Genomic DNA, 19,183 nt, shown 5'->3' on the forward strand with positions numbered 1-19,183 from the left:
GAAAAGGAATATCTTGATTGATTGCTTTGCATAGTAGAACATGACCGCGTGTACTTTTTCTTAAATTAACTAACGCTTTTTGCTATGTATTTATCGGTTATTGACCCAAAACAACCCTTTCAGGCTGAATATCAAGCGGCTATCGATGATCTCATCAAGTTTCTGCGTGCCGGGTTAGGTGACAATCTACATAGTCTTTACCTTTATGGCAGTGTGGCGCGCAGAACTGCGCGTTATGGGCGCTCCAATTTGGATGTAGTGTTGGTGACGCACCGTGATTTCTCCGAGCAACGAGCAACTCTGCTGAATACGATAAAATGGCGATTTCAGAAAAGTTTTCCACATATCACCGAAGTCTCGATCAAAACTGCACTCGTGAGCGAAGTAGCCACTTTAGAGAGCATTTTTACGTGGGGATTTATGTTGCGCCATTGCAGCGTTTGCATCTTGGGTGATGATCTGGCGCAATGCTTTGGCGATTTCGAACCCAGTTGGGAAATAGCTAAACACTGGAATATGGACATCGCAGATTGGGTCTTTTTTTACCGTGATAAAATTGCAAAAACCAGTTCTGAAAGCGAACAGAGCAAGGCGCAAGTAGCCATTGCCAAGAAATTGCTGCGCGCCAGCTATGCTTTGATTATGTATCGTGACAAAAATTGGTTTGATGATCCTATCGAATGCGGGCAGCAGTTTTTACGTTATCACCCGGAGAAAAAAATCGACATTGAGAGATTGGGTATTTTGCTCTCTGGACGAGTGATCGCCAAACGTTCAGTGATTGGGATTCTAGACAGTTATGGTCAATGGCTGGCAAAGCAGTACCAAAAAACAGAGTTTCGGATTGGTTAACCGCTGGCTAGATCGTCGTACTTCTTAAAATAGCCCAAGTTGTGGCTGGCTGAGCTGTTCGAAACTCAAGCCAACAAAAGGCAAAATGGCTTCTGCGACTGGCTGCAATTGTTTATCGATATAGTGCTGATAATCGATAGGACTTTTTAAATACTCTTTAGGCTCAGGGCCATTCAGTGTGATGAGATATTCGATACGACCTCGATTTTGATATTGTAATGGTCGGCCTAACTGCTGGTTTATCGTATCAGCAAGTCGCGCAGCTCTTACTTGTGGCGGTACGTTTTTTTGGTATTCATGCAGCTTGCGCCGCAACCGTTTTTGGTACACGAGCTCATGGTCGAGTTGACCGGTTTGAGTTTGCTCAACGATTTCACGAATAAACGCCGCAGGGTCTTCACCATTAAAAATCATCGAATAAAGTTGGTGCTGAAAGCGTTGTGAGAGCGGAGTCCAGTCCGTTCTTGCACTCTCAAGCCCTTTAAAAATTAGCCGCTCGTTTTCGCCTTCACCGATCAATCCCGCATAGCGTTTTTTTGATCCTGTTTCTGAACCTCGGATGGTTGGCATCAGAAACTTTCGGTAGTGGGTTTCGTATTCCAATTCCAGCATCGATTCCAATCGGTACTCTTCACGCAAGTGGGTCGTCCACCATTGATTGATGTGTTCAACCAGTTGTTTTCCTACGCGATCCGCTTGCTGCTGTGAATATTGACCACCTAAAGAGACAAAGGTTGAGTCGGTATCACCATAAATCACTTGATAGCCTTGCGCCTCAATTAACTTTTTAGTTTGCTTCATGATCTCGTGTCCGCGCATGGTAATACTGGACGCCAAACGAGTATCAAAAAAACGACAACCTGACGATCCAAGCACCCCGTAGAAAGAGTTCATGATGATTTTTATCGCTTGTGAAAAGGCTTTGTTATTGTTCTTTTTCGCCACATCACGCGCAGCCCACAATTTCTCGATCATTTCTGGAAGAAAATGTTTGGTGCGGTGAAATTGACCGCCACGAAATCCCGTTACCGCTTGATTATCCTCTTTGCCAATCGGAATTTTTAGCCCTTCAATCAAGCCAAGTGGGTCAATTAAAAATGAACGAATGATCGAGGGATATAAGCTTTTAAAATCAAGAAGTAACACAGAGTCGTAGAGGTTAGGGATGGAGTCCATCACATAGCCTCCGGGGCTTGCGACCCAATTTTCGGAGTGTAAGTTAGGCGCGATGTAACCCGCGCGATGCAATTGAGGTAAATAGAGATTGGTAAAGGCGGCGACAGAACCGCCGACGCGATCTAGCTCCACACCCGTGAGACGGGAACGTTCAATGGCGAAATCCAGCAAATGGGTATGTTCAAAGATTTTATTCACTAACACACAATCTTGCAGGTTGTATTTCGCTAGTGATGGTTTGTCTTTTTGAAACATACGGTTGATTTCATTCATCCGATCATGGGCGTTATGAATCGCTTTTCCTTCGCCTAAGAGCTCCCTTGATACTGATTCCAATGACCAAGAACGAAATTGGTAAGTGGCTGTTTTTAATGTATCAATTCCATCCAACACGACTCGCCCGGGAATGGTAATAAACCCTTGCTGACTCTGGTTTGAACTACGAAAAAAACTGTGCTGTTTGCCGCGACCAATCGCAAGTTTTAACTTATGCCACTCGGCTCTTTTATGGAGTAAGCGAAAATCAAAATCAATCACGCTCCAGCCAATTATTACATCAGGGTCGAACTCAGTGAACCAATCGATGAGAGCGTTGAGCAATGCGTATTCGTCTTTCACCCACTGAATTGGGGTATCGCAAGGCTCGGGCTCACCAATCATGATTACGCGGCTGTCCATTGGGCTATCAAAACCAATCGAGTAGAGAATGCCTTTTTCAGAACACTCTAAATCCAGCGAAACCACTTTCAGATGAGGAAGATAGTTGCCCGGTCGACATTTCGCCTGTTCTATTTTTGAGTGGGAAAACGCCTGGGTAAGCCGTCCAGTGAATTCAATGCTGCCTTTAAGAAAACGCTCCATAAGAAAGCGGTCGGCAAGCTTAATATCATCTTCTAACATCAGAATATGATGTTGCTTTAGTAGTGCCGAAAACTCAGCATGCGTTTGAATTGTTTGACAATAACAACCCGCTAGGGGGGTATGTTCAAAATCTTCCAAATCCAATGCTTTCAATTCGATAGAGAGCTGTCGCTCTAACGCTAATTTTTGCGCTTGTGGCACATCTTTCTGTGGTATGAAGAAAACGGGTTTTTCACCACGGATAATCAGTTGGGTTGGACCTTGAGGCGTACTCAACCACAACTCAATATGAGTCGAGCCATGAAGGTCTCTTGCATGGCGAGTAAGTAAAAAACCGTGTTGAATAACCAAGCGTAATAAATCCAAATAGTCGTAACCTTGGGGGAGGGCATCATATCAGAGCTATGAGTTAAATAACGAATTTCAGTGAGGCGAGTAAGCGGGCGATGGAGATGAAATAACCGTTAATTAGTATGGTGTATGTATTTTAACCTTATGATTTGTTTTGGTTTTGTATTTTTATGAGGCTGGTTGCATTTTTATGTTTAGGTTCAAATTTGTCAAAAAATCATGTAAAAGTCGTGCGGCATCTCTGCTAATATAATTAAGCTTTTGATTTGTTAATGGATTCTCATTGGATGATTAGCCGAACAAATAAGTACTTGCCAAATTTGGGGTTTGAGCACATATTCAGTGTGAGTAAAAACCAATGTTAAGTTAATTACCCGATTGTGAGTTAATTTCCAATTGTGAGCTAATTAATGTGGGCCGCGATGCTGCTATCCACGATTCAGTGGGTGCAGAGCCAATAGATGAGTGTGGAGATACAAGTTTGATAAGTGTTTTCCTTGTAGATGATCACGAGCTGGTTCGCACAGGGATACGACGTATTATTGAAGACGTCCGTGGAATGAACGTAGTAGGGGAAGCTGACAGCGGTGAAGAAGCAGTAAAATGGTGTCGCAGTAATCATGTCGACGTTGTTTTAATGGATATGAACATGCCTGGTATCGGCGGTTTGGAAGCGACAAAAAAAATTCTGCGCTTTAATCCAGATGTGAAAATCATCGTGTTAACGGTTCATACGGAAAATCCATTTCCGACCAAAGTGATGCAAGCTGGAGCCGCGGGTTATTTAACCAAAGGTGCAGGCCCAGATGAAATGGTCAACGCGATTCGCATTGTGAATAGCGGGCAGCGTTATATCTCGCCTGAAATCGCACAGCAAATGGCATTAAGCCAATTCTCGCCAGCTTCTGACAATCCATTTGCTGATCTCTCGGAAAGAGAGCTGCAGATCATGATGATGATTACCAAAGGGCAAAAAGTGACGGATATTTCCGAGCAACTTAGTCTTAGCCCCAAAACAGTAAATAGCTATCGCTATCGACTGTTTAGTAAGTTAGCGATCAGCGGTGATGTTGAACTGACCCATTTAGCTATTCGACACGGAATGTTAGACACCGAGACGCTTTAGTGACTTCTTTGTTCGACTCGGTCGCTTTTCTTAAAACCGTTACCCATCAGCCCGGCGTTTATCGAATGTATAATGCCGAGGCTGATATCATCTATGTTGGCAAAGCCAAAGACCTCAAAAAACGCCTTTCTAGTTACTTTCGAAAAACAATCGACAGTGAGAAAACGCGCGCGTTAGTCAGCCATATCGATAAAATTGATGTCACCGTTACTCACACTGAAACGGAAGCGTTGATCCTTGAACACAATTACATCAAGCAATATTTGCCTAAATACAATGTGCTGCTGCGAGACGATAAATCTTACCCGTATATTTTTATTAGTGGGCATAAGCACCCTCGTTTGTCGTTGCACCGTGGAGCGAAAAAGCGCAAAGGTGAGTATTTTGGTCCATATCCTGATTCTGGTGCGGTTCGAGAGTCGTTACACCTCATCCAAAAAATATTTCCGGTAAGACAATGTGAAGATACCGTCTATAGCAACCGGACTCGTCCTTGCCTGATGTATCAAATTGGCCGCTGCGCTGCACCTTGTGTGAGTCATATCATTGCGGATGAAGAGTATGCTGAATTGGTTAATTATGTTCGATTGTTTTTGCAAGGCAAAGATAACCAAGTACTTGAAACATTAGTGCAAAAAATGGAACAAGCCAGCCAAGCACTGCAGTTTGAAAATGCCGCTAAATTTAGAGACCAGATCCAAGCCATTCGAAGAGTCCAAGAACAACAGTTTGTTTCTGAAGAGACGATGGATGATATGGATGTATTGGGATTTGCCCAAGAAAATGGCATCGCTTGCATCCATATTTTGATGATCCGCCAAGGTAAAATATTGGGTAGTCGTAGTCATTTTCCTAAAATTCCGGCTAACACGACTCAAGAAGAGGTGTTTGATGGCTTTTTAGGGCAGTATTATTTAAGTCACAATGAAGCGCGTACGATCCCAAGTAGAGTGATCTTAAATGCGGGTCTGCTAGAGGATGAAAAGCCGCTGCAAGCAGCCTTACAGACCTTGGTCGGACGTAAAGTTTCTTTCCACATCAGCCCAACAGGTGTGCGTGCCCAATATTTAAAATTGGCTAATACCAATGCATTGAGTGCAATAACGGCTAAGATTAACCATAGAATGACGATCAACCAGCGCTTTAAAGCACTTCAATCTGTTTTAGGGTTGGATAGCATAGAGCGTATGGAGTGTTTTGATATTTCGCACACCATGGGAGAGAGCACGATCGCCTCATGCGTGATATTTAACCAAGAAGGGCCTGTTAAACCAGAATACCGCCGTTATAACATCACGGGAATTACTGGTGGGGATGATTACGCCGCAATGGGGCAAGTGTTAGATAAGCGGTATTCAAAGCAGCTTGATGTGGAAAAAATCCCCGATGTCATTTTCATTGATGGTGGTAAAGGGCAATTGAATCGAGCTTTGCAGATCATCTCTAGCCATTGGCAAGATTGGCCGAAAAGGCCGGTGATGATTGGTATCGCCAAAGGTGTTACCCGCAAACCGGGGCTAGAAACGTTGATTACAACCGATGGCGATGAATTTAACCTGCCAAGTGATGCGCCAGCTTTGCATTTGATTCAGCATATTCGCGATGAAAGTCATAATCACGCTATTGCTGGGCATAGAGCCAAACGGGGTAAAACACGGCGTACCAGTACATTGGAAGGCATAGAAGGGGTTGGGCCTAAACGCCGGCAAGCACTGCTGAAATATATGGGAGGGCTGCAAGAGCTAAAAAGAGCCACTGTTGAAGAAATCGCCAAAGTGCCCGGTATTAGCCATTCTTTAGCTGAAAACATTTATCAAGCATTGAAACAATAAGAAAAATAACGCAACATAACCGCGCAATCGATAAGAGCCTATAAATATGCGTTTGAATATTCCTAATATTTTGTCTTTATTACGACTTTTCCTTATCCCAGTATTTGTCGTTGTTTTCTATCTGCCTTACGGCTGGGGCCCTTTTGCTGCGGCAATGGTGTTTTGGGTAGCGGGTTTTACCGATTGGTTAGATGGCATGCTTGCGCGAAAACTTGGGCAAACCTCTCGCTTTGGTGCTTTTATCGACCCAGTAGCGGATAAAGTGCTCGTTGCGACGGCTCTTATCTTGATCACCGACCATTACCACAGTCTCTGGATAACGATTCCAGCCGTGACAATGATTGCACGTGAAATCATCATTTCTGCGTTGCGAGAATGGATGGCGGAAATTGGTAAAAGAGCCAGTGTGGCCGTTTCATGGGTTGGGAAGGTTAAGACGCTCACCCAAATGTTTGCATTGTGGGTATTGATTTGGCGTCATGATGATTGGATGGTGTGGGTCGGCTATGCAGCGTTATACATCGCAACCATTTTGACCTATTGGTCAATGGTTCAATACTTGGCGGCAGCTAAAGACGACCTCCTCAATGCAGAACATCATTAAGAAACGGGCTTAGGCCCGTTTTTTGTTCCTCCAATTTCTACAATCCCTTTCACAACATGCATTATTGCTTCAGTTAAAGCACAGTTATCTCGTGTGAAAGGTGGTGAATTTTGCTATCAAATTAACCAAATCCGTCCTTTTTGAATGCAAAATAGCCAAACGGTTTAAAAACTAAAAAAATAATATTGACTCATCGAATCGAATGCGTAGAATGCATCCCGTACTTGAGAGGAACGGAAGAAACAACCCAACCCCTTGATGTTACAGGGGCGCGTTGGCAGAGGGGCTATGCAGCGGATTGCAAATCCGTGGACCTCGGTTCGACTCCGGGACGCGCCTCCATTGCGACACTAGCTCAGTTGGTAGAGCGCAACCTTGCCAAGGTTGAGGTCACGAGTTCGAACCTCGTGTGTCGCTCCAAATTTTGAGGTGTTGAACTTAACGTTCAGTATCTAAAGATGGTGTTACTAAATTTTGTAAACAGCATCGCAATGCAGAATTGCGTGCCCTGGTGGTGAAATTGGTAGACACAAGGGATTTAAAATCCCTCGACTTTCGAGTCGTGCCGGTTCAAGTCCGGCCCGGGGCACCATCTTTTTACTGCTTATGCAGTATGCGACACTAGCTCAGTTGGTAGAGCGCAACCTTGCCAAGGTTGAGGTCACGAGTTCGAACCTCGTGTGTCGCTCCAAATTAAAGCCCTAGCAGAAATGCTGGGGCTTTTTCATCTCTGTCTCACTGCCAGTTTACAACCAACGATATCGTTTTAGAGCAACCTTGCCAAGGTTGAGGTCACGCTTTTAGTTCAAAAGAAAGCGAACCTCGTGTGTCGCTCCAAATTAAAGCCCTAGCAGAAATTGGGTAAATCCCCCCTACGTTCACTATATTCGTTGACGGTTTCGGACGTGAAATTAAAATATTTTAAGTAAAGCCATCACCATTAAACCGTAATGCTTCAATTTATGGTCAAATATCGCTTCGTTTTTACTCTCCATCCTCAATTCTAGAATGTTAATAATTTGATAAAGCAACTTTTATCTTGAGTTGTTATTATTTTGTTAAGCAAAATTTCGGCCTACTTCACATAATTTTCATGCCAACATTTAATTCTTGGTGTGAATTATTTGCAAAAGCGTGATTTATATAAACTTATCAATAACCCATTCATGGGAACGATCCCCAATGTGACATTGATCTATTTTTACATTGATTCAGTGAATGTAAACTCCATCCCCGTCAGCAACGTTAAGGGAATACATAAGCAGTGGTTGCTGAGCAATAAAGAGATTGAGTTATTCATGATTACCAAAGTAGCGTGCTACTTCCCCCGGTGAATGTGAGCCTAACTCATTAATTTTATTGTCTATATCTCAGGATGAGATTCAAGGTGTCAAGCACCAACATAATGATAATGATGACCATAAGGTCGATGGAGTATAAAAAATGAATTTTGCTACCTCTGGTAAACTTTCTCTTGCCGCAATTCTAATTTCAGCCGCACTACAAGCAAACGCAGGTATCAGTGTTGAAGGTGAACAAGGTGTTTTCTCAATCGGCGGTGATGTTGAGTTCGATATCAACCTTCGTGATAAAAATGCCACTGATAAGCAACATCTAAATCAAGATGGCCGCCTTTTGGTTCAAATCGCTGGTGAGCGCAGTGTGAGTGGTGACCGTTATATCAAAGCGCAAGCACAACCTTTACTTAAAACAACGGGTAAAGTTGAACTTGATGATGCGTGGATTGCATTTGGTCAAGCGAATAACTGGGAACTGAAAGTAGGCCGCTATGAAGCGTTTGATTTGTTCCCTGTTGGTCAAGATACTATGCTTGAATACGCAAATGCAGATAAAGATGTATACCGTGCGAATAAGGCCCGTGGCCGTGGTGATAACGGACAAATTGGCTTTAGCAAAACGGCAGATAACCTTTATTTTGAACTCTCAACTAAATTTGAGAACGAGTCTGCAGCGGATCAGAATGCGGTATTTGTACGCCCAGTTGTTGCGTACCAAATCGTTGACTCAGTTCGTGTTGCTGCTGGTTTAGAAGCCAATCTGACAGCAGATGATAAAGATGCTGCGAATGATTTCCTTGGTTATGGCGCGACAGTTAACTATTCTGCTAACGATCTTTCTATCAACGTGAACTATGCGTTCCGTGATTTCGACAAAACTAAACAAGAAGATACGACCATCGGTGCTAACTTACTGTTTAAAGGCTTTGGTCTAGGTCATGTCTATGGTGATGTTGATAAAGGTACTAGCGAGAAGGTAAATACCACTTATGCTTCTTACCAATTTGCTAATGTGATGGATGTGGAAGATTTCTCTGTTTATCTAGGTACTTACTACTCGAAAGTAGACGACACAGAAAACAAAGATCTAGGCATGCGTATTCGTCTAAAATATTTCTTCTAAGTTTTAAAGCTTTAAGCATTAAATCTCAACTGCTTTTGATGCCTACCATTCAGTAGGCATTTTTTATGTTTATGGCAAAAATAATGCCGTTTTTTTACTCAAGAGCAAGCGTCAGTATCATTTCAATTTGGCTTTAGAGGTGGCTTTCGATACTATGTGCAGCTATCTGAAAAATACAAAAACATCCTATACGGACACTACCAGCGGGTAGATGAGGAAACGATGCAACATCTAGAAGAGATTATTGCTAATGCGACCGCAGCGATTAATGCTGCCGATTCGCTAGTCGCACTTGATGAAGTGCGTGTTCAGTACTTGGGTAAAAAAGGTGAGTTAACCACTCAGCTACAGAGCCTAGGTAAATTGCCACCCGAAGAACGCCGCGCTGCAGGTCAAGAGATTAACGTTGCGAAAGAAACAGTGCAACACGCCATTGCTACGCGTAAAGATGCTTTGCAGCGAGCAGAGTTAGAAGCCAAACTAGCGGCTGAAATGATTGACGTTACTTTGCCTGGACGCCGCATTGAAAATGGTGGCTTACACCCAGTGACTCGCACAGTTGAACGCATTGAGCAGTTCTTTGGTGAGCTTGGTTTTCATGTTGAATCTGGCCCTGAAATTGAAGACGCCTTCCACAACTTTGATGCGTTGAATATCGCTGCCGATCACCCAGCACGTACTGATCACGATACCTTCTTCTTTAATCCAGATTTAATGTTGCGTACACACACGTCAGGTGTGCAAATTCGCACTATGGAAAATGGTCAACCGCCGTTTCGTTTTATTGCGCCGGGCCGCGTATATCGTAATGACTACGACCAAACACACACACCAATGTTCCACCAAGTTGAAGGAATGTTGGTTGATGAGCACGTCAATTTTGCTCAGCTTAAAGGTATTTTGAACGATTTCTTATGTAACTTCTTTGAAGAAGAAGTTGAAGTGCGTTTCCGTCCTTCTTATTTCCCATTTACAGAACCTTCTGCGGAAGTGGATGTGAAGGGTAAAAATGGTAAATGGCTTGAAGTTCTAGGCTGCGGCATGGTTCACCCGAACGTTTTGCGCAGTGTTGGTATTGACCCTGAAAAATATTCTGGCTTTGCATTTGGTATGGGTGTTGAGCGTTTAACGATGCTTCGTTATGGCGTCAACGACCTACGCGCGTTCTTTGAGAACGATCTGCGCTTCCTCAAACAATTCAAGTAATTCAAGGGTAAACACAATGAAATTCAGCGAATCATGGCTTCGTGAGTGGGTTAACCCTGCGGTTACGACTGACGAACTTACACATCAAATTACAATGGCAGGCTTGGAAGTCGATGACGTTCTTGCTGTCGCCGGTGAATTTACTGGCGTCAAAGTGGGTCACGTTGTGGAATGTGGTCAACATCCAGATGCCGACAAACTGCGTGTAACGAAAGTTGACGTAGGTGAAGAAGAACTGCTTGATATCGTTTGTGGAGCAGCAAACTGCCGCCAAGGCTTAAAAGTGGCGGTAGCGACGGTTGGTGCGGTACTGCCCGGCGATTTCAAGATTAAAAAAGCAAAATTACGTGGTCAGCCTTCTCACGGCATGCTTTGTTCATTCAGTGAGCTAGGGATTGATGTTGAATCCGCTGGCATTATGGAGCTTGCAGAAGATGCCATCGTTGGTACTGATTTCCGCGAATTCCTAAGCTTAGATGATGTGACTATTGATGTTGATTTGACCGCGAACCGCGCAGATTGCTTTAGTATTCGTGGCCTTGCTCGTGAAGTAGGTGTATTGAACCGCATTGATGTCACTGAGCCATCGGTCATCGCTATTCCTACTTCAATTGAAGATAAAGTCTCTATTGAAGTGAAAGCACCGGCCGCTTGTCCGCGTTATCTTGGCCGCGTGGTTAAAAACATTAATGTTCAAGCCCAAACACCGCTTTGGATGCAAGAGAAGTTACGCCGCTGTGGTCTACGTTCAATTGATCCAGTGGTTGATATCACTAACTATATCTTGCTTGAACAAGGCCAACCGATGCATGCCTTTGATCTTGCTAAGATCGAAGGCGGTATTGTTGTTCGTATGGCCGAGCAGGATGAAAAACTTACGCTGCTCGATGGTACAGAAGCTAAGTTGAATGTCGATACGCTGGTTGTTGCCGATCACAATAAAGCATTAGCCATTGCGGGCATTTTTGGTGGTGAAGGTTCAGGCGTTAGCTCAGAAACTCAAGATGTACTGCTTGAGTGTGCTTTCTTTGCACCAGACCATATCCGAGGTCGTGCTCGTAGCTATGGTCTGCATACTGATTCATCCATGCGTTTTGAGCGCGGTGTTGACTACGCGTTGCAAGCCAGTGCGATGGAACGAGCGACGCAGCTGTTGGTTGATATTTGTGGCGGTGAAGTTGCACCTGTGGTTAGTGTTGAGTCTGAAACGGATTTACCTAAACCAAATCAAGTCACACTTCGTCGCACTAAGCTGGACAGTTTGCTTGGTCATCACATCGCTGATGCTGATGTGGTTGAAATCCTAAAGCGTTTAGGTATGAGTGTTGAGAGTTGCGCAGAAAGTTGGGTTGCTACCGCGCCAACGTGGCGTTTTGATATCGCGATTGAGCAAGACTTGATTGAGGAAATTGGCCGTATTTACGGTTACAACAATATCCCTAATCAAGCTCCCGTCGCAGCATTGAGCATGAATGACCACCAAGAAGCAAACTTGCCACTTAAGCGTGTTCGTCATTTGTTAGTTGACCGTGGTTACCATGAAGCGATCACCTACAGCTTCGTTGAGCCAGAGCAGCAAAAACTGATTGTTCCAGATGTTGAACCACTCATTCTACCTAATCCTATTTCTGCTGATATGTCAGCGATGCGTTTGGGCTTAATCCAAGGTCTATTAAATACCGTGGTTCATAACCAGAAACGCCAGCAGCCACGCGTTCGTTTGTTTGAATATGGTTTGCGTTTTATTCCTGATGCCTCGGCAGAGAACGGTATGCGCCAAGAGCCTATGCTCGCGGGTGTAATATCCGGTACTCGTGGTGAAGAGCACTGGAACATGGACACCGCAACGGTAGATTTCTTCGATCTAAAAGGTGACTTGGAAGCCATTCTTGATTTAACCGCCAACGGCAAAGCTTACAGCTTTACTTCTGTTGCACACCCAGCGCTGCACCCAGGGCAATCGGCCGCTATCGTTCTCGATGGTGAGATTATGGGGGTGATAGGCACTGTTCATCCAGAGCTTGAGCGTAAGTTTGGCTTGAATGGCCGCACCATCGTATTTGAACTTGAATGGTCAGCGGTGAACACCCGTGTAATTCCAGAAGCTGCATCACTGTCTAAGTTCCCAGCGAACCGCCGTGATATAGCACTGGTTGTTGATGGCGCTATTGCTTCAGGTGATATTGTCGATGCATGTCGTAACGCTGGTGGTGAGCTTCTAAAAGAGGTTAAGCTGTTTGACGTTTATGTAGGCAAAGGGGTTGAAGAGGGCAAGAAGAGTTTAGCGATTGCGTTGATGCTTCAATCTACTGAACGTACTTTAGAAGAAGCGGATATTGCAAGCGCGGTTGAATTGATTGTGAATTCCGTGACACTGCAGTTTGGTGCAGCCCTACGCGACTAACTTAAAAAGTAGCATAAATAAAAGTTTATTTGGGCAGGTTCAAGTTGAGCCTGCTTTTTTATATGCAATTTAGTGACAAGTTAGTGTTAAACAAGTCTATGATTTAACAGGTTATAAATTTTTTTATCAGAAATTGATACTCGTTCAAAATAGCATTAAATGCTGAAAATGTTAGCCGGGCTGATATAACTAACTAAATTGTCAGTGTTTTTTCTGAATCTTCAATGCCTAATATTATAAGTCCAGTCAGTATATATGCTTATTTTGATGAAACTATTAATATTATTGCGAATAAAAAAGTTGGCGAAAATCAGAAGCTTGGCATACACTTTTCAGGTAAAGCCGATATCTTATTGATTGGCTAAGCGAAAATGCTTTGGCGCTGCTTAGAGGCAGCAAGGTTTAACATAGCTTTGAGGGAAGTTTTATGGCGCTCACAAAGGCCGAATTGGCTGAAAACCTGTTTGAAAAGCTTGGATACAGTAAACGGGATGCCAAGGAAACGGTTGAAGTGTTTTTCGAAGAAATTCGCAAGGCGCTTGAAAGTGGCGAACAGGTAAAACTATCTGGTTTTGGTAATTTTGATCTACGAGACAAAAACGAGCGTCCGGGTCGAAACCCAAAAACAGGTGAGGATATTCCTATCTCCGCTCGACGTGTCGTAACGTTCCGCCCAGGGCAGAAATTAAAAGCCCGAGTCGAGAACATTAATGTCGAAAAATAGACCGAGCAATAGACCACGCTATGCGTGGTCTTTTTTTTCTGTTTATGGTGAGTTAAGGGTTCTGAACGTATTAGGCTGCTTGAATATGAGTGGTGATATACGGCTGCCAGGCGTTTTGGTAGAGCTCGACTGATTGGCGGCGAAAGTGGTTAATTTGCGCCTTTTCAATATCATGTAACGCACGCTTCTCTAATGCGGCGACACGTTCAAACTTCTGGATCTGTTCATAGAAACGATGTTCTGGGCCACTTTTTACATCTGCAATGGCTTTAAGATGTAATTGTACTTCTGCAATGACATTGGTTTTAGGAAGTTGAACCAGTAAGTTTAAATCACGATATCCCGATGCGGCAGGCGATTTAAAGCGGTTCTTTACTTTTACAATGCTAGCTTCTTGGCTTAATACTTCATATGCTTGGACTAAGCTTGGCACATCATGAGCGATAATCGTTGCTCTGGCTAAATCAGTGATTCTCTCCACACGTCCCTCTAACTCATGATCAATTTTGGCCAAGGCACGCTCGCGGGATTTAATACCAGAAAAATGAGCCTCTGTTGAAGTGAACAGCGCTGCACTTTTACATAGCGTCTCTAATTCGAACTGAGCTTGATGAGCTTTACTGTAAAGAATGTCAAAATCGCTGTGGGATTGCAAAGCTTGGTTATTAGTGGATTGAATACCGTATAAACCACTCAAACTGTGTTTGAATAATTTCGATGAGAGTTGATTTTTCGACTCCCCGACCTTAGCATCACTTTCTGAATTGAACGGCACAGCTGCAAAAGCAGGGGCTCTGCTGAGTACTAATAGCATCAATGCTGTCGTACGTAGAAATAAGCTCATCCATTCTCCTTAACTTAGCGTTTCTAGGTAAAAGGTGGAACGATTAAAAGAAACCTGAACGCATAATAAAACAGACTTACCTGCTACGAGATCTTGGGCTAAACAAAGTGAACTCAATAGCTCGTGGAACAATTAATCGATAATTTTGCGCTTTATCACAAGTCTTATCTTCAGACATCCCACTAGGTTATCTGTTCGATTTGATGTGTTACCAAGTGTATCTAATGAGAATGAACCAAATATGAATATCTGTCTCTAGACAGCTTGTTGAACTTGCGGATGTTTGTTTATTAGTCAGTAGTATGCAGCTTGTTTGGCAGTAGATTTTAATTGTAGAGAACAAAAATAATGAAAGATCCCGAGTTTTGGCACCAGAAATGGGCCTCCAACCAAATAGGATTTCACTTACAAGATGTGAATCCGTTACTGATTCAATATTGGCCTCGTCTCTCACCTCAACGAAATGAAAGTGTATTTGTGCCATTGTGCGGAAAAAGTGAAGATCTGATATGGCTTGCCTCCCAGCATGAAGAGGTTCAGGGTGTAGAGCTGAGTGAAATTGCCGTTCGTTCCTTTTTTGCCGAGCATTTTTATACGCCAACAGTCACTCGCGTAAATGGAGCACATGAACTGTATCAGTTTGATGAGTTGATGATTTATACCGGAGATGTCTTTAGTGCGCCGCTAAAAGCGGTTGAGCTTATTTACGATCGAGCGGCGTTAGTTGCGCTGCCCCCTGAAATGCGAGAGGAGTACGTTACTCACTTGCTTTCATTGTTGAAAGAGGGCGGAAGGGTGCTGCTTGTGACGCTGGATTACGTTCAAGGTGAAATGGCGGGCCCTCCATTCTGTGTCGCCAAAAATGAAGTTGAGTCGCTATTCACTGACTGCAAAGTGACGTGTCTGTTTCGTGATGACGCCGATCAACATCACCCTAAGATCAGCCAACGAGGATTGAGCCGTTTTGCAGAAGTCGTGTGGTTAATTGAGAAGTAGCAGACTATGCTTAGATCGTTTATTAACTCCTACATAAATAATAAATAGATAAGTTTTAGGCGTTTGATGAGATTAAGTCAGCACGCCTATATCAGCCGCTCTAATACTAAGGGAAAATTATGGGTTTGTTTAGCCGGAAGCCAAGCGATAATCAGCCGCTAAAGAAGAGCGGTGATGAATTGGTCATCGATTCGATAAAAAGTACGATGGCTTATATTGAGTTTGATCCAAAAGGACATATTCTAACGGCTAGCCTCTCCTTTTTACAGGTGATGGGTTATTCACTATCTGAAGTTGTGGGTCAACATCATCGAATGTTTTGTGAAAATGAATTTGTGAATACCCCACAATATGGGCAGCTTTGGCAAAATTTAGCGCAAGGTAAACCTCATGCGGGTACGTTTTGTCGTTTAACTAAAAGCCATAATAAAGTGTGGCTTGAAGCCTCTTATATCCCTGTAAAAGATGAGCAGGGAAAAGTGATTAAGGTGGTGAAGATTGCCAGTGATATGACTGCTGTAAAAGAGAAATTGGATAGGCAAGTATCCGTATTTGAAGCTGTCGATAAGTCAATGGCGGTGATTTCTTTCACCCCCGATGGGACTGTTGTTGAGGCGAATCAAAACTTTTTGTCCTGTGTTGGATACAAATTGGCAGAAATCGTTGGTAAGCATCATCGACTTTTTTGTGATGATGAATTTTATAAAAAAGATCCTAATTTTTGGGCGTCGCTTGCCAGTGGTCATTTCAAAACGGGATTGTTTAAACGTTTTACCAAACATGGTGATGAAATCTGGCTAGAAGCGACTTATAACCCCATCTTTAACGAAAAGCATAAAGTGATTGGTGTGACTAAGTTTGCTTCCGATGTCACGCAACGAGTACTGCAAGCACGGACGATTAAAGAGGCAGCAGCGGCTGCGCATCATACTTCACAGGAAACGGTTAATATAGCTCAACTAGGCACCACCACTTTAGCCGAAGCCGCTTCCATTGCTAAAGAGATTGATAACGCGATAACTCAGGCGAATACCTCGATGACGCAACTGGCTAACCAGTCGCAGCAAATCACCAAAATCGTAACCACCATTACAGGCATTGCAGAGCAGACTAACTTACTGGCCCTCAACGCCGCCATTGAGGCCGCGCGTGCCGGGGAGTATGGAAGAGGTTTTGCGGTGGTTGCTGATGAAGTGCGTTCATTAGCTTCTAATACCACCAAAGCAACGGATGAAATTGGTAATATTGTTAAGCTAAATAGTGAGTTGACCAATAGTTCGACATCGATGATGGGGGCAATTCAGGGGCAAGCAACAGCTTGCAACAGTAAGTTGGAAGAGGCGCAAAAGCTGATTGATGAAATGAGAAAGGCAGCGGACAGTGTTGTTGGCACGGTTAGTGAGCTGATTAAAGATTAAAGCTCTGAAGCGACTGCTCTGAAGCGAGTGTTGTTGGCGAAAATGAAAGCGAGCCTAGTGGCTCGCTTTGCTTTTTTACAGAATAACTTGCACGCTTTTAGCGCATTGAATCGCGTTGTGCAAGGCCTGTTTGAGTTCTTTATCTTTTGCCAGAGCAACTCCAAGCCGACGGCGTCCATCAATGTCTGGTTTACCAAACAGACGAAGTTGAGTGTGCGGGATGGACAGCGCTTCATTCACCCCATCAAACTTGATATTAGCTGAGGAGCCCTGACCTAAGATAACCGCAGATGCCGATGGCCCATATTGGGTAATACTATTGATTGGCATACCCGTGAACGCGCGCACGTGTAGCGCAAATTCAGACATCTCTTGCGAAATGAGGGTGACCATTCCCGTATCATGTGGGCGAGGGGACACTTCATTGAAGATAACATTATCGCCTTTTATAAACAGTTCAACACCAAATAAGCCGTAACCACCGAGTGCATTAACCACTTGTTCTGCTACATATTCAGCGGCTTTAATCGCGTTAGCTGACATCACTTGTGGTTGCCATGATTCGCGATAATCCCCTTCCTCTTGTCGATGGCCAATGGGAGCGCAGAAATGGACACCATCAACTGCTCGAATCGTCAAGAGAGTAATTTCGTAGTCGAAATCGATAAAGCCTTCGACGATCACTCTCCCAGCTCCACTGCGGCCACCTTCTTGAGCGTATGCCCAAGCGCGGCTAATATCCTCTTGCGTCTTAATCACACTTTGGCCTTTACCTGATGAACTCATCACAGGCTTAACTACGCAAGGTATACCGACATGCTCAATCGCCAGTACAAAATCATTATAGTCATCAGCAAACTGATAAGGAGAGGTAGGTAAGGCAAGAGTTTCTGCGGCTAAACGGCGAATGCCTTCACGGTTCATCGTCAATTGAGTGGCCGTTGCGGTGGGGACCACGTTTAAGCCTTGCGCTTCCAGTTCAACCAGCTTGTGAGTGGCAATTGCTTCAATTTCTGGCACCACGTAGTCAGGTTTTTCGAGTTCGATAATGGCTTGTAGCGCATCGCCATCGAGCATATCCAATACGTGGCTACGATGCGCCACCTGCATTGCTGGAGCGTTGGCGTAGCGATCACAGGCAATCACTTCTAAACCAAGGCGTTGGCATTCAATTGCCACCTCTTTGCCCAATTCTCCGGAACCAAGCAGTAAAACGCGGGTGGCATTTTCACGTGTAGCAGTACCAAACATAGTGAATCCTTACATTCAAGCAATAGGTAATAGCGAAAACAGCCAAAATCATACTGAAATTAAGAATAAAAGCAAACGTTTGCCTTGGGGTAAAGAACAAGTTCTGGAAAGGATGGGTACGCCTCTCGGCTTAAGAGGCGTAAATAAAGTTAAACCACAAGATAGGAAAGAGGAATATCTGGGTTAATTACTTCCAAGGTGGCTTGGGTATCCGCTAAGTGGCTAATGCTGCCATCAGACATCTCAACTAATGCGGCTGCGACAATATTATCAAAGTGTTGGCCATCCATCATTAACTGAACAAGAGCAACTTGCAATGGTGGTAAGCTTGGGTTGAATGCGGCATTTTCAGCATACGCACCGACGTAGGTTTTACCATTCTCAACTTGCAGGGCAACACCACTGAGATTGTTGGTATAGGGTGCGTAACTGCGGTTTAGGCCATTAAGAGCTAAGCCAATGAGTGGGTCATCTTCGGTAGTTTTTTTGCCGTGGTTAGCGTCTGCCATTAGACCAGAATCAACACCTAAATCGGCAGGACCAAATGATTCAGGTAAGTACTCTTGCAGTGACTTCTCATCACGCTGTGGTAGCTGAATGGCAAGCGAGTCTGCGGTCGTAAGCTCATTCATAAACTGACGGCAGTGTCCACAAGGGCTGAAGTTGATGGTGATGTCCGCAACGCCTTGTTCACCTTTCATCCACGCATGGCTGATGGCGCATTGCTCGGCGTGTACGGTTTGGCCCAATTGCGCACCGGAAAACTCCATATTCGCGCCAAAGTACAAACGGCCCGATAAACCTCTGACGATGGCTCCCACGTAAAAGTTTGAAATCGGTACGTAAGCATAGGCGGCCGCAAAAGGCAGCAGTGCAACGCGCAATTCCGCATCATCTAAGCCAGAAAGAGAAAGCAGTTGGTTGAACTGTTCTGGTGATAGGGTTGCGTCAAAATCGTCTGATAGCAGAATAGACGACAAAAATTCTGCAACGGGTTTTGGCGTATCCGCTAGCGCCTGTTCAATACGGCTTTTCATAATGAGTCCTTATCTATGTATTGAGGAATATTCTAGGCGAAGAATGAAATTTTACTGAGATTTAAATCACGTAATTTAAT

14 protein-coding genes and 4 tRNA genes are annotated in these 19,183 nt (G+C 44.0%); 14 read left to right on the forward strand and 4 right to left on the reverse strand.

Annotated elements, in window-relative coordinates:
• The first annotated feature begins 84 nt into the window (after nucleotides 1-84).
• Nucleotides 85-852 carry a nucleotidyltransferase family protein gene (locus CCZ37_RS05250; protein WP_010319020.1) on the forward strand — a complete coding sequence of 256 codons (768 nt, stop codon included), beginning with the start codon at nucleotides 85-87 and terminating at the stop codon, nucleotides 850-852.
• Nucleotides 853-876: 24 nt separating this feature from the next.
• On the opposite strand, the gene CCZ37_RS05255 is transcribed toward CCZ37_RS05250, so the two are convergent.
• A complete protein-coding gene (locus CCZ37_RS05255) occupies nucleotides 877-3,240 on the reverse strand; it encodes a DNA polymerase II (RefSeq protein ID WP_094500796.1) in 2,364 nt (787 codons plus the stop codon).
• Nucleotides 3,241-3,721: 481 nt separating this feature from the next.
• On the opposite strand from CCZ37_RS05255, the gene uvrY reads away from it, so the two are divergent.
• The 11 genes from uvrY to ihfA all read left to right on the forward strand — a co-directional run bounded on the left by uvrY (nucleotide 3,722) and on the right by ihfA (nucleotide 13,557).
• Complete coding sequence (gene uvrY / locus CCZ37_RS05260) at nucleotides 3,722-4,366, forward strand: UvrY/SirA/GacA family response regulator transcription factor (protein WP_026028128.1); 645 nt, start codon at nucleotides 3,722-3,724, stop codon at nucleotides 4,364-4,366.
• Nucleotides 4,366-6,198 carry an excinuclease ABC subunit UvrC gene (uvrC, locus tag CCZ37_RS05265; protein ID WP_094499940.1) on the forward strand — a complete coding sequence of 611 codons (1,833 nt, stop codon included), beginning with the start codon at nucleotides 4,366-4,368 and terminating at the stop codon, nucleotides 6,196-6,198. Before uvrY ends, uvrC begins: the two co-directional genes overlap by 1 nt.
• 46 nt (nucleotides 6,199-6,244) lie before the next feature.
• Nucleotides 6,245-6,802 carry a CDP-diacylglycerol--glycerol-3-phosphate 3-phosphatidyltransferase gene (pgsA, locus tag CCZ37_RS05270; protein WP_013856615.1) on the forward strand — a complete coding sequence of 186 codons (558 nt, stop codon included), beginning with the start codon at nucleotides 6,245-6,247 and terminating at the stop codon, nucleotides 6,800-6,802.
• Between the two features lie 268 nt (nucleotides 6,803-7,070).
• Nucleotides 7,071-7,144: transfer RNA gene (locus tag CCZ37_RS05275), tRNA-Cys, on the forward strand.
• A 2-nt stretch (nucleotides 7,145-7,146) separates the two neighbouring features.
• A tRNA-Gly gene (locus CCZ37_RS05280) sits at nucleotides 7,147-7,222 on the forward strand.
• Between the two features lie 85 nt (nucleotides 7,223-7,307).
• Nucleotides 7,308-7,394, forward strand: a tRNA-Leu gene (locus CCZ37_RS05285).
• 23 nt (nucleotides 7,395-7,417) lie between these two features.
• Nucleotides 7,418-7,493 (forward strand) — tRNA-Gly (locus CCZ37_RS05290).
• Nucleotides 7,494-8,245: 752 nt separating this feature from the next.
• Nucleotides 8,246-9,223, forward strand: coding sequence for a carbohydrate porin (locus tag CCZ37_RS05295; protein WP_019280933.1), 978 nt, complete (start codon nucleotides 8,246-8,248; stop codon nucleotides 9,221-9,223).
• 222 nt (nucleotides 9,224-9,445) lie between these two features.
• Nucleotides 9,446-10,429 carry a phenylalanine--tRNA ligase subunit alpha gene (gene pheS / locus CCZ37_RS05300; protein ID WP_010319632.1) on the forward strand — a complete coding sequence of 328 codons (984 nt, stop codon included), beginning with the start codon at nucleotides 9,446-9,448 and terminating at the stop codon, nucleotides 10,427-10,429.
• Nucleotides 10,430-10,445: 16 nt separating this feature from the next.
• On the forward strand, nucleotides 10,446-12,833 hold the full coding sequence (pheT, locus tag CCZ37_RS05305; RefSeq protein ID WP_094499941.1) for a phenylalanine--tRNA ligase subunit beta: 2,388 nt from the start codon (nucleotides 10,446-10,448) through the stop codon (nucleotides 12,831-12,833).
• 427 nt (nucleotides 12,834-13,260) lie between these two features.
• Entirely contained in the window at nucleotides 13,261-13,557 is a 297-nt protein-coding gene (ihfA, locus tag CCZ37_RS05310) for an integration host factor subunit alpha (protein ID WP_010319630.1), read from the forward strand.
• Between the two features lie 70 nt (nucleotides 13,558-13,627).
• Here ihfA and CCZ37_RS05315 read toward each other — a convergent pair whose 3' ends face one another.
• Nucleotides 13,628-14,401, reverse strand: a complete 774-nt coding sequence (locus CCZ37_RS05315) for a RelA/SpoT domain-containing protein (protein WP_010319629.1) — start codon at nucleotides 14,399-14,401, stop codon at nucleotides 13,628-13,630.
• 348 nt (nucleotides 14,402-14,749) lie between these two features.
• Between CCZ37_RS05315 and CCZ37_RS05320 the strand changes: the two genes are divergently transcribed.
• Together CCZ37_RS05320 and CCZ37_RS05325 are read left to right on the forward strand one after the other, a co-directional pair.
• Nucleotides 14,750-15,397, forward strand: a complete 648-nt coding sequence (locus tag CCZ37_RS05320) for a thiopurine S-methyltransferase (RefSeq protein WP_094499942.1) — start codon at nucleotides 14,750-14,752, stop codon at nucleotides 15,395-15,397.
• A gap of 119 nt (nucleotides 15,398-15,516) precedes the next feature.
• Nucleotides 15,517-16,815, forward strand: a complete 1,299-nt coding sequence (locus CCZ37_RS05325) for a methyl-accepting chemotaxis protein (protein WP_094499943.1) — start codon at nucleotides 15,517-15,519, stop codon at nucleotides 16,813-16,815.
• A gap of 75 nt (nucleotides 16,816-16,890) precedes the next feature.
• On the opposite strand, the gene purT is transcribed toward CCZ37_RS05325, so the two are convergent.
• Both purT and cdd read right to left on the reverse strand, forming a co-directional pair.
• The gene (gene purT / locus CCZ37_RS05330; RefSeq protein ID WP_010319626.1) at nucleotides 16,891-18,066 is read right to left on the reverse strand and encodes a formate-dependent phosphoribosylglycinamide formyltransferase; all 1,176 of its coding nucleotides are present in this window, start codon (nucleotides 18,064-18,066) and stop codon (nucleotides 16,891-16,893) included.
• A gap of 149 nt (nucleotides 18,067-18,215) precedes the next feature.
• On the reverse strand, nucleotides 18,216-19,103 hold the full coding sequence (gene cdd, locus CCZ37_RS05335; protein ID WP_094499944.1) for a cytidine deaminase: 888 nt from the start codon (nucleotides 19,101-19,103) through the stop codon (nucleotides 18,216-18,218).
• Nucleotides 19,104-19,183 lie beyond the last annotated feature (80 nt).

This window comes from Vibrio qinghaiensis (assembly GCF_002257545.1).
GTDB lineage: Bacteria > Pseudomonadota > Gammaproteobacteria > Enterobacterales > Vibrionaceae > Vibrio > Vibrio ordalii.

What these genes read in the sequence shown, in the direction of transcription:
- CCZ37_RS05250 (WP_010319020.1), top strand. Translation starts at nt 85, where the DNA reads ATGTATTTATCGGTTATTGACCCAAAACAACCCTTTCAGGCTGAATAT.
- pgsA (WP_013856615.1), top strand. Translation starts at nt 6,245, where the DNA reads ATGCGTTTGAATATTCCTAATATTTTGTCTTTATTACGACTTTTCCTT.
- CCZ37_RS05295 (WP_019280933.1), top strand. Translation starts at nt 8,246, where the DNA reads ATGAATTTTGCTACCTCTGGTAAACTTTCTCTTGCCGCAATTCTAATT.
- pheS (WP_010319632.1), top strand. Translation starts at nt 9,446, where the DNA reads ATGCAACATCTAGAAGAGATTATTGCTAATGCGACCGCAGCGATTAAT.
- pheT (WP_094499941.1), top strand. Translation starts at nt 10,446, where the DNA reads ATGAAATTCAGCGAATCATGGCTTCGTGAGTGGGTTAACCCTGCGGTT.
- ihfA (WP_010319630.1), top strand. Translation starts at nt 13,261, where the DNA reads ATGGCGCTCACAAAGGCCGAATTGGCTGAAAACCTGTTTGAAAAGCTT.
- CCZ37_RS05315 (WP_010319629.1), bottom strand. Translation starts at nt 14,401, where the DNA reads ATGAGCTTATTTCTACGTACGACAGCATTGATGCTATTAGTACTCAGC.
- CCZ37_RS05320 (WP_094499942.1), top strand. Translation starts at nt 14,750, where the DNA reads ATGAAAGATCCCGAGTTTTGGCACCAGAAATGGGCCTCCAACCAAATA.
- CCZ37_RS05325 (WP_094499943.1), top strand. Translation starts at nt 15,517, where the DNA reads ATGGGTTTGTTTAGCCGGAAGCCAAGCGATAATCAGCCGCTAAAGAAG.
- purT (WP_010319626.1), bottom strand. Translation starts at nt 18,066, where the DNA reads ATGTTTGGTACTGCTACACGTGAAAATGCCACCCGCGTTTTACTGCTT.
- cdd (WP_094499944.1), bottom strand. Translation starts at nt 19,103, where the DNA reads ATGAAAAGCCGTATTGAACAGGCGCTAGCGGATACGCCAAAACCCGTT.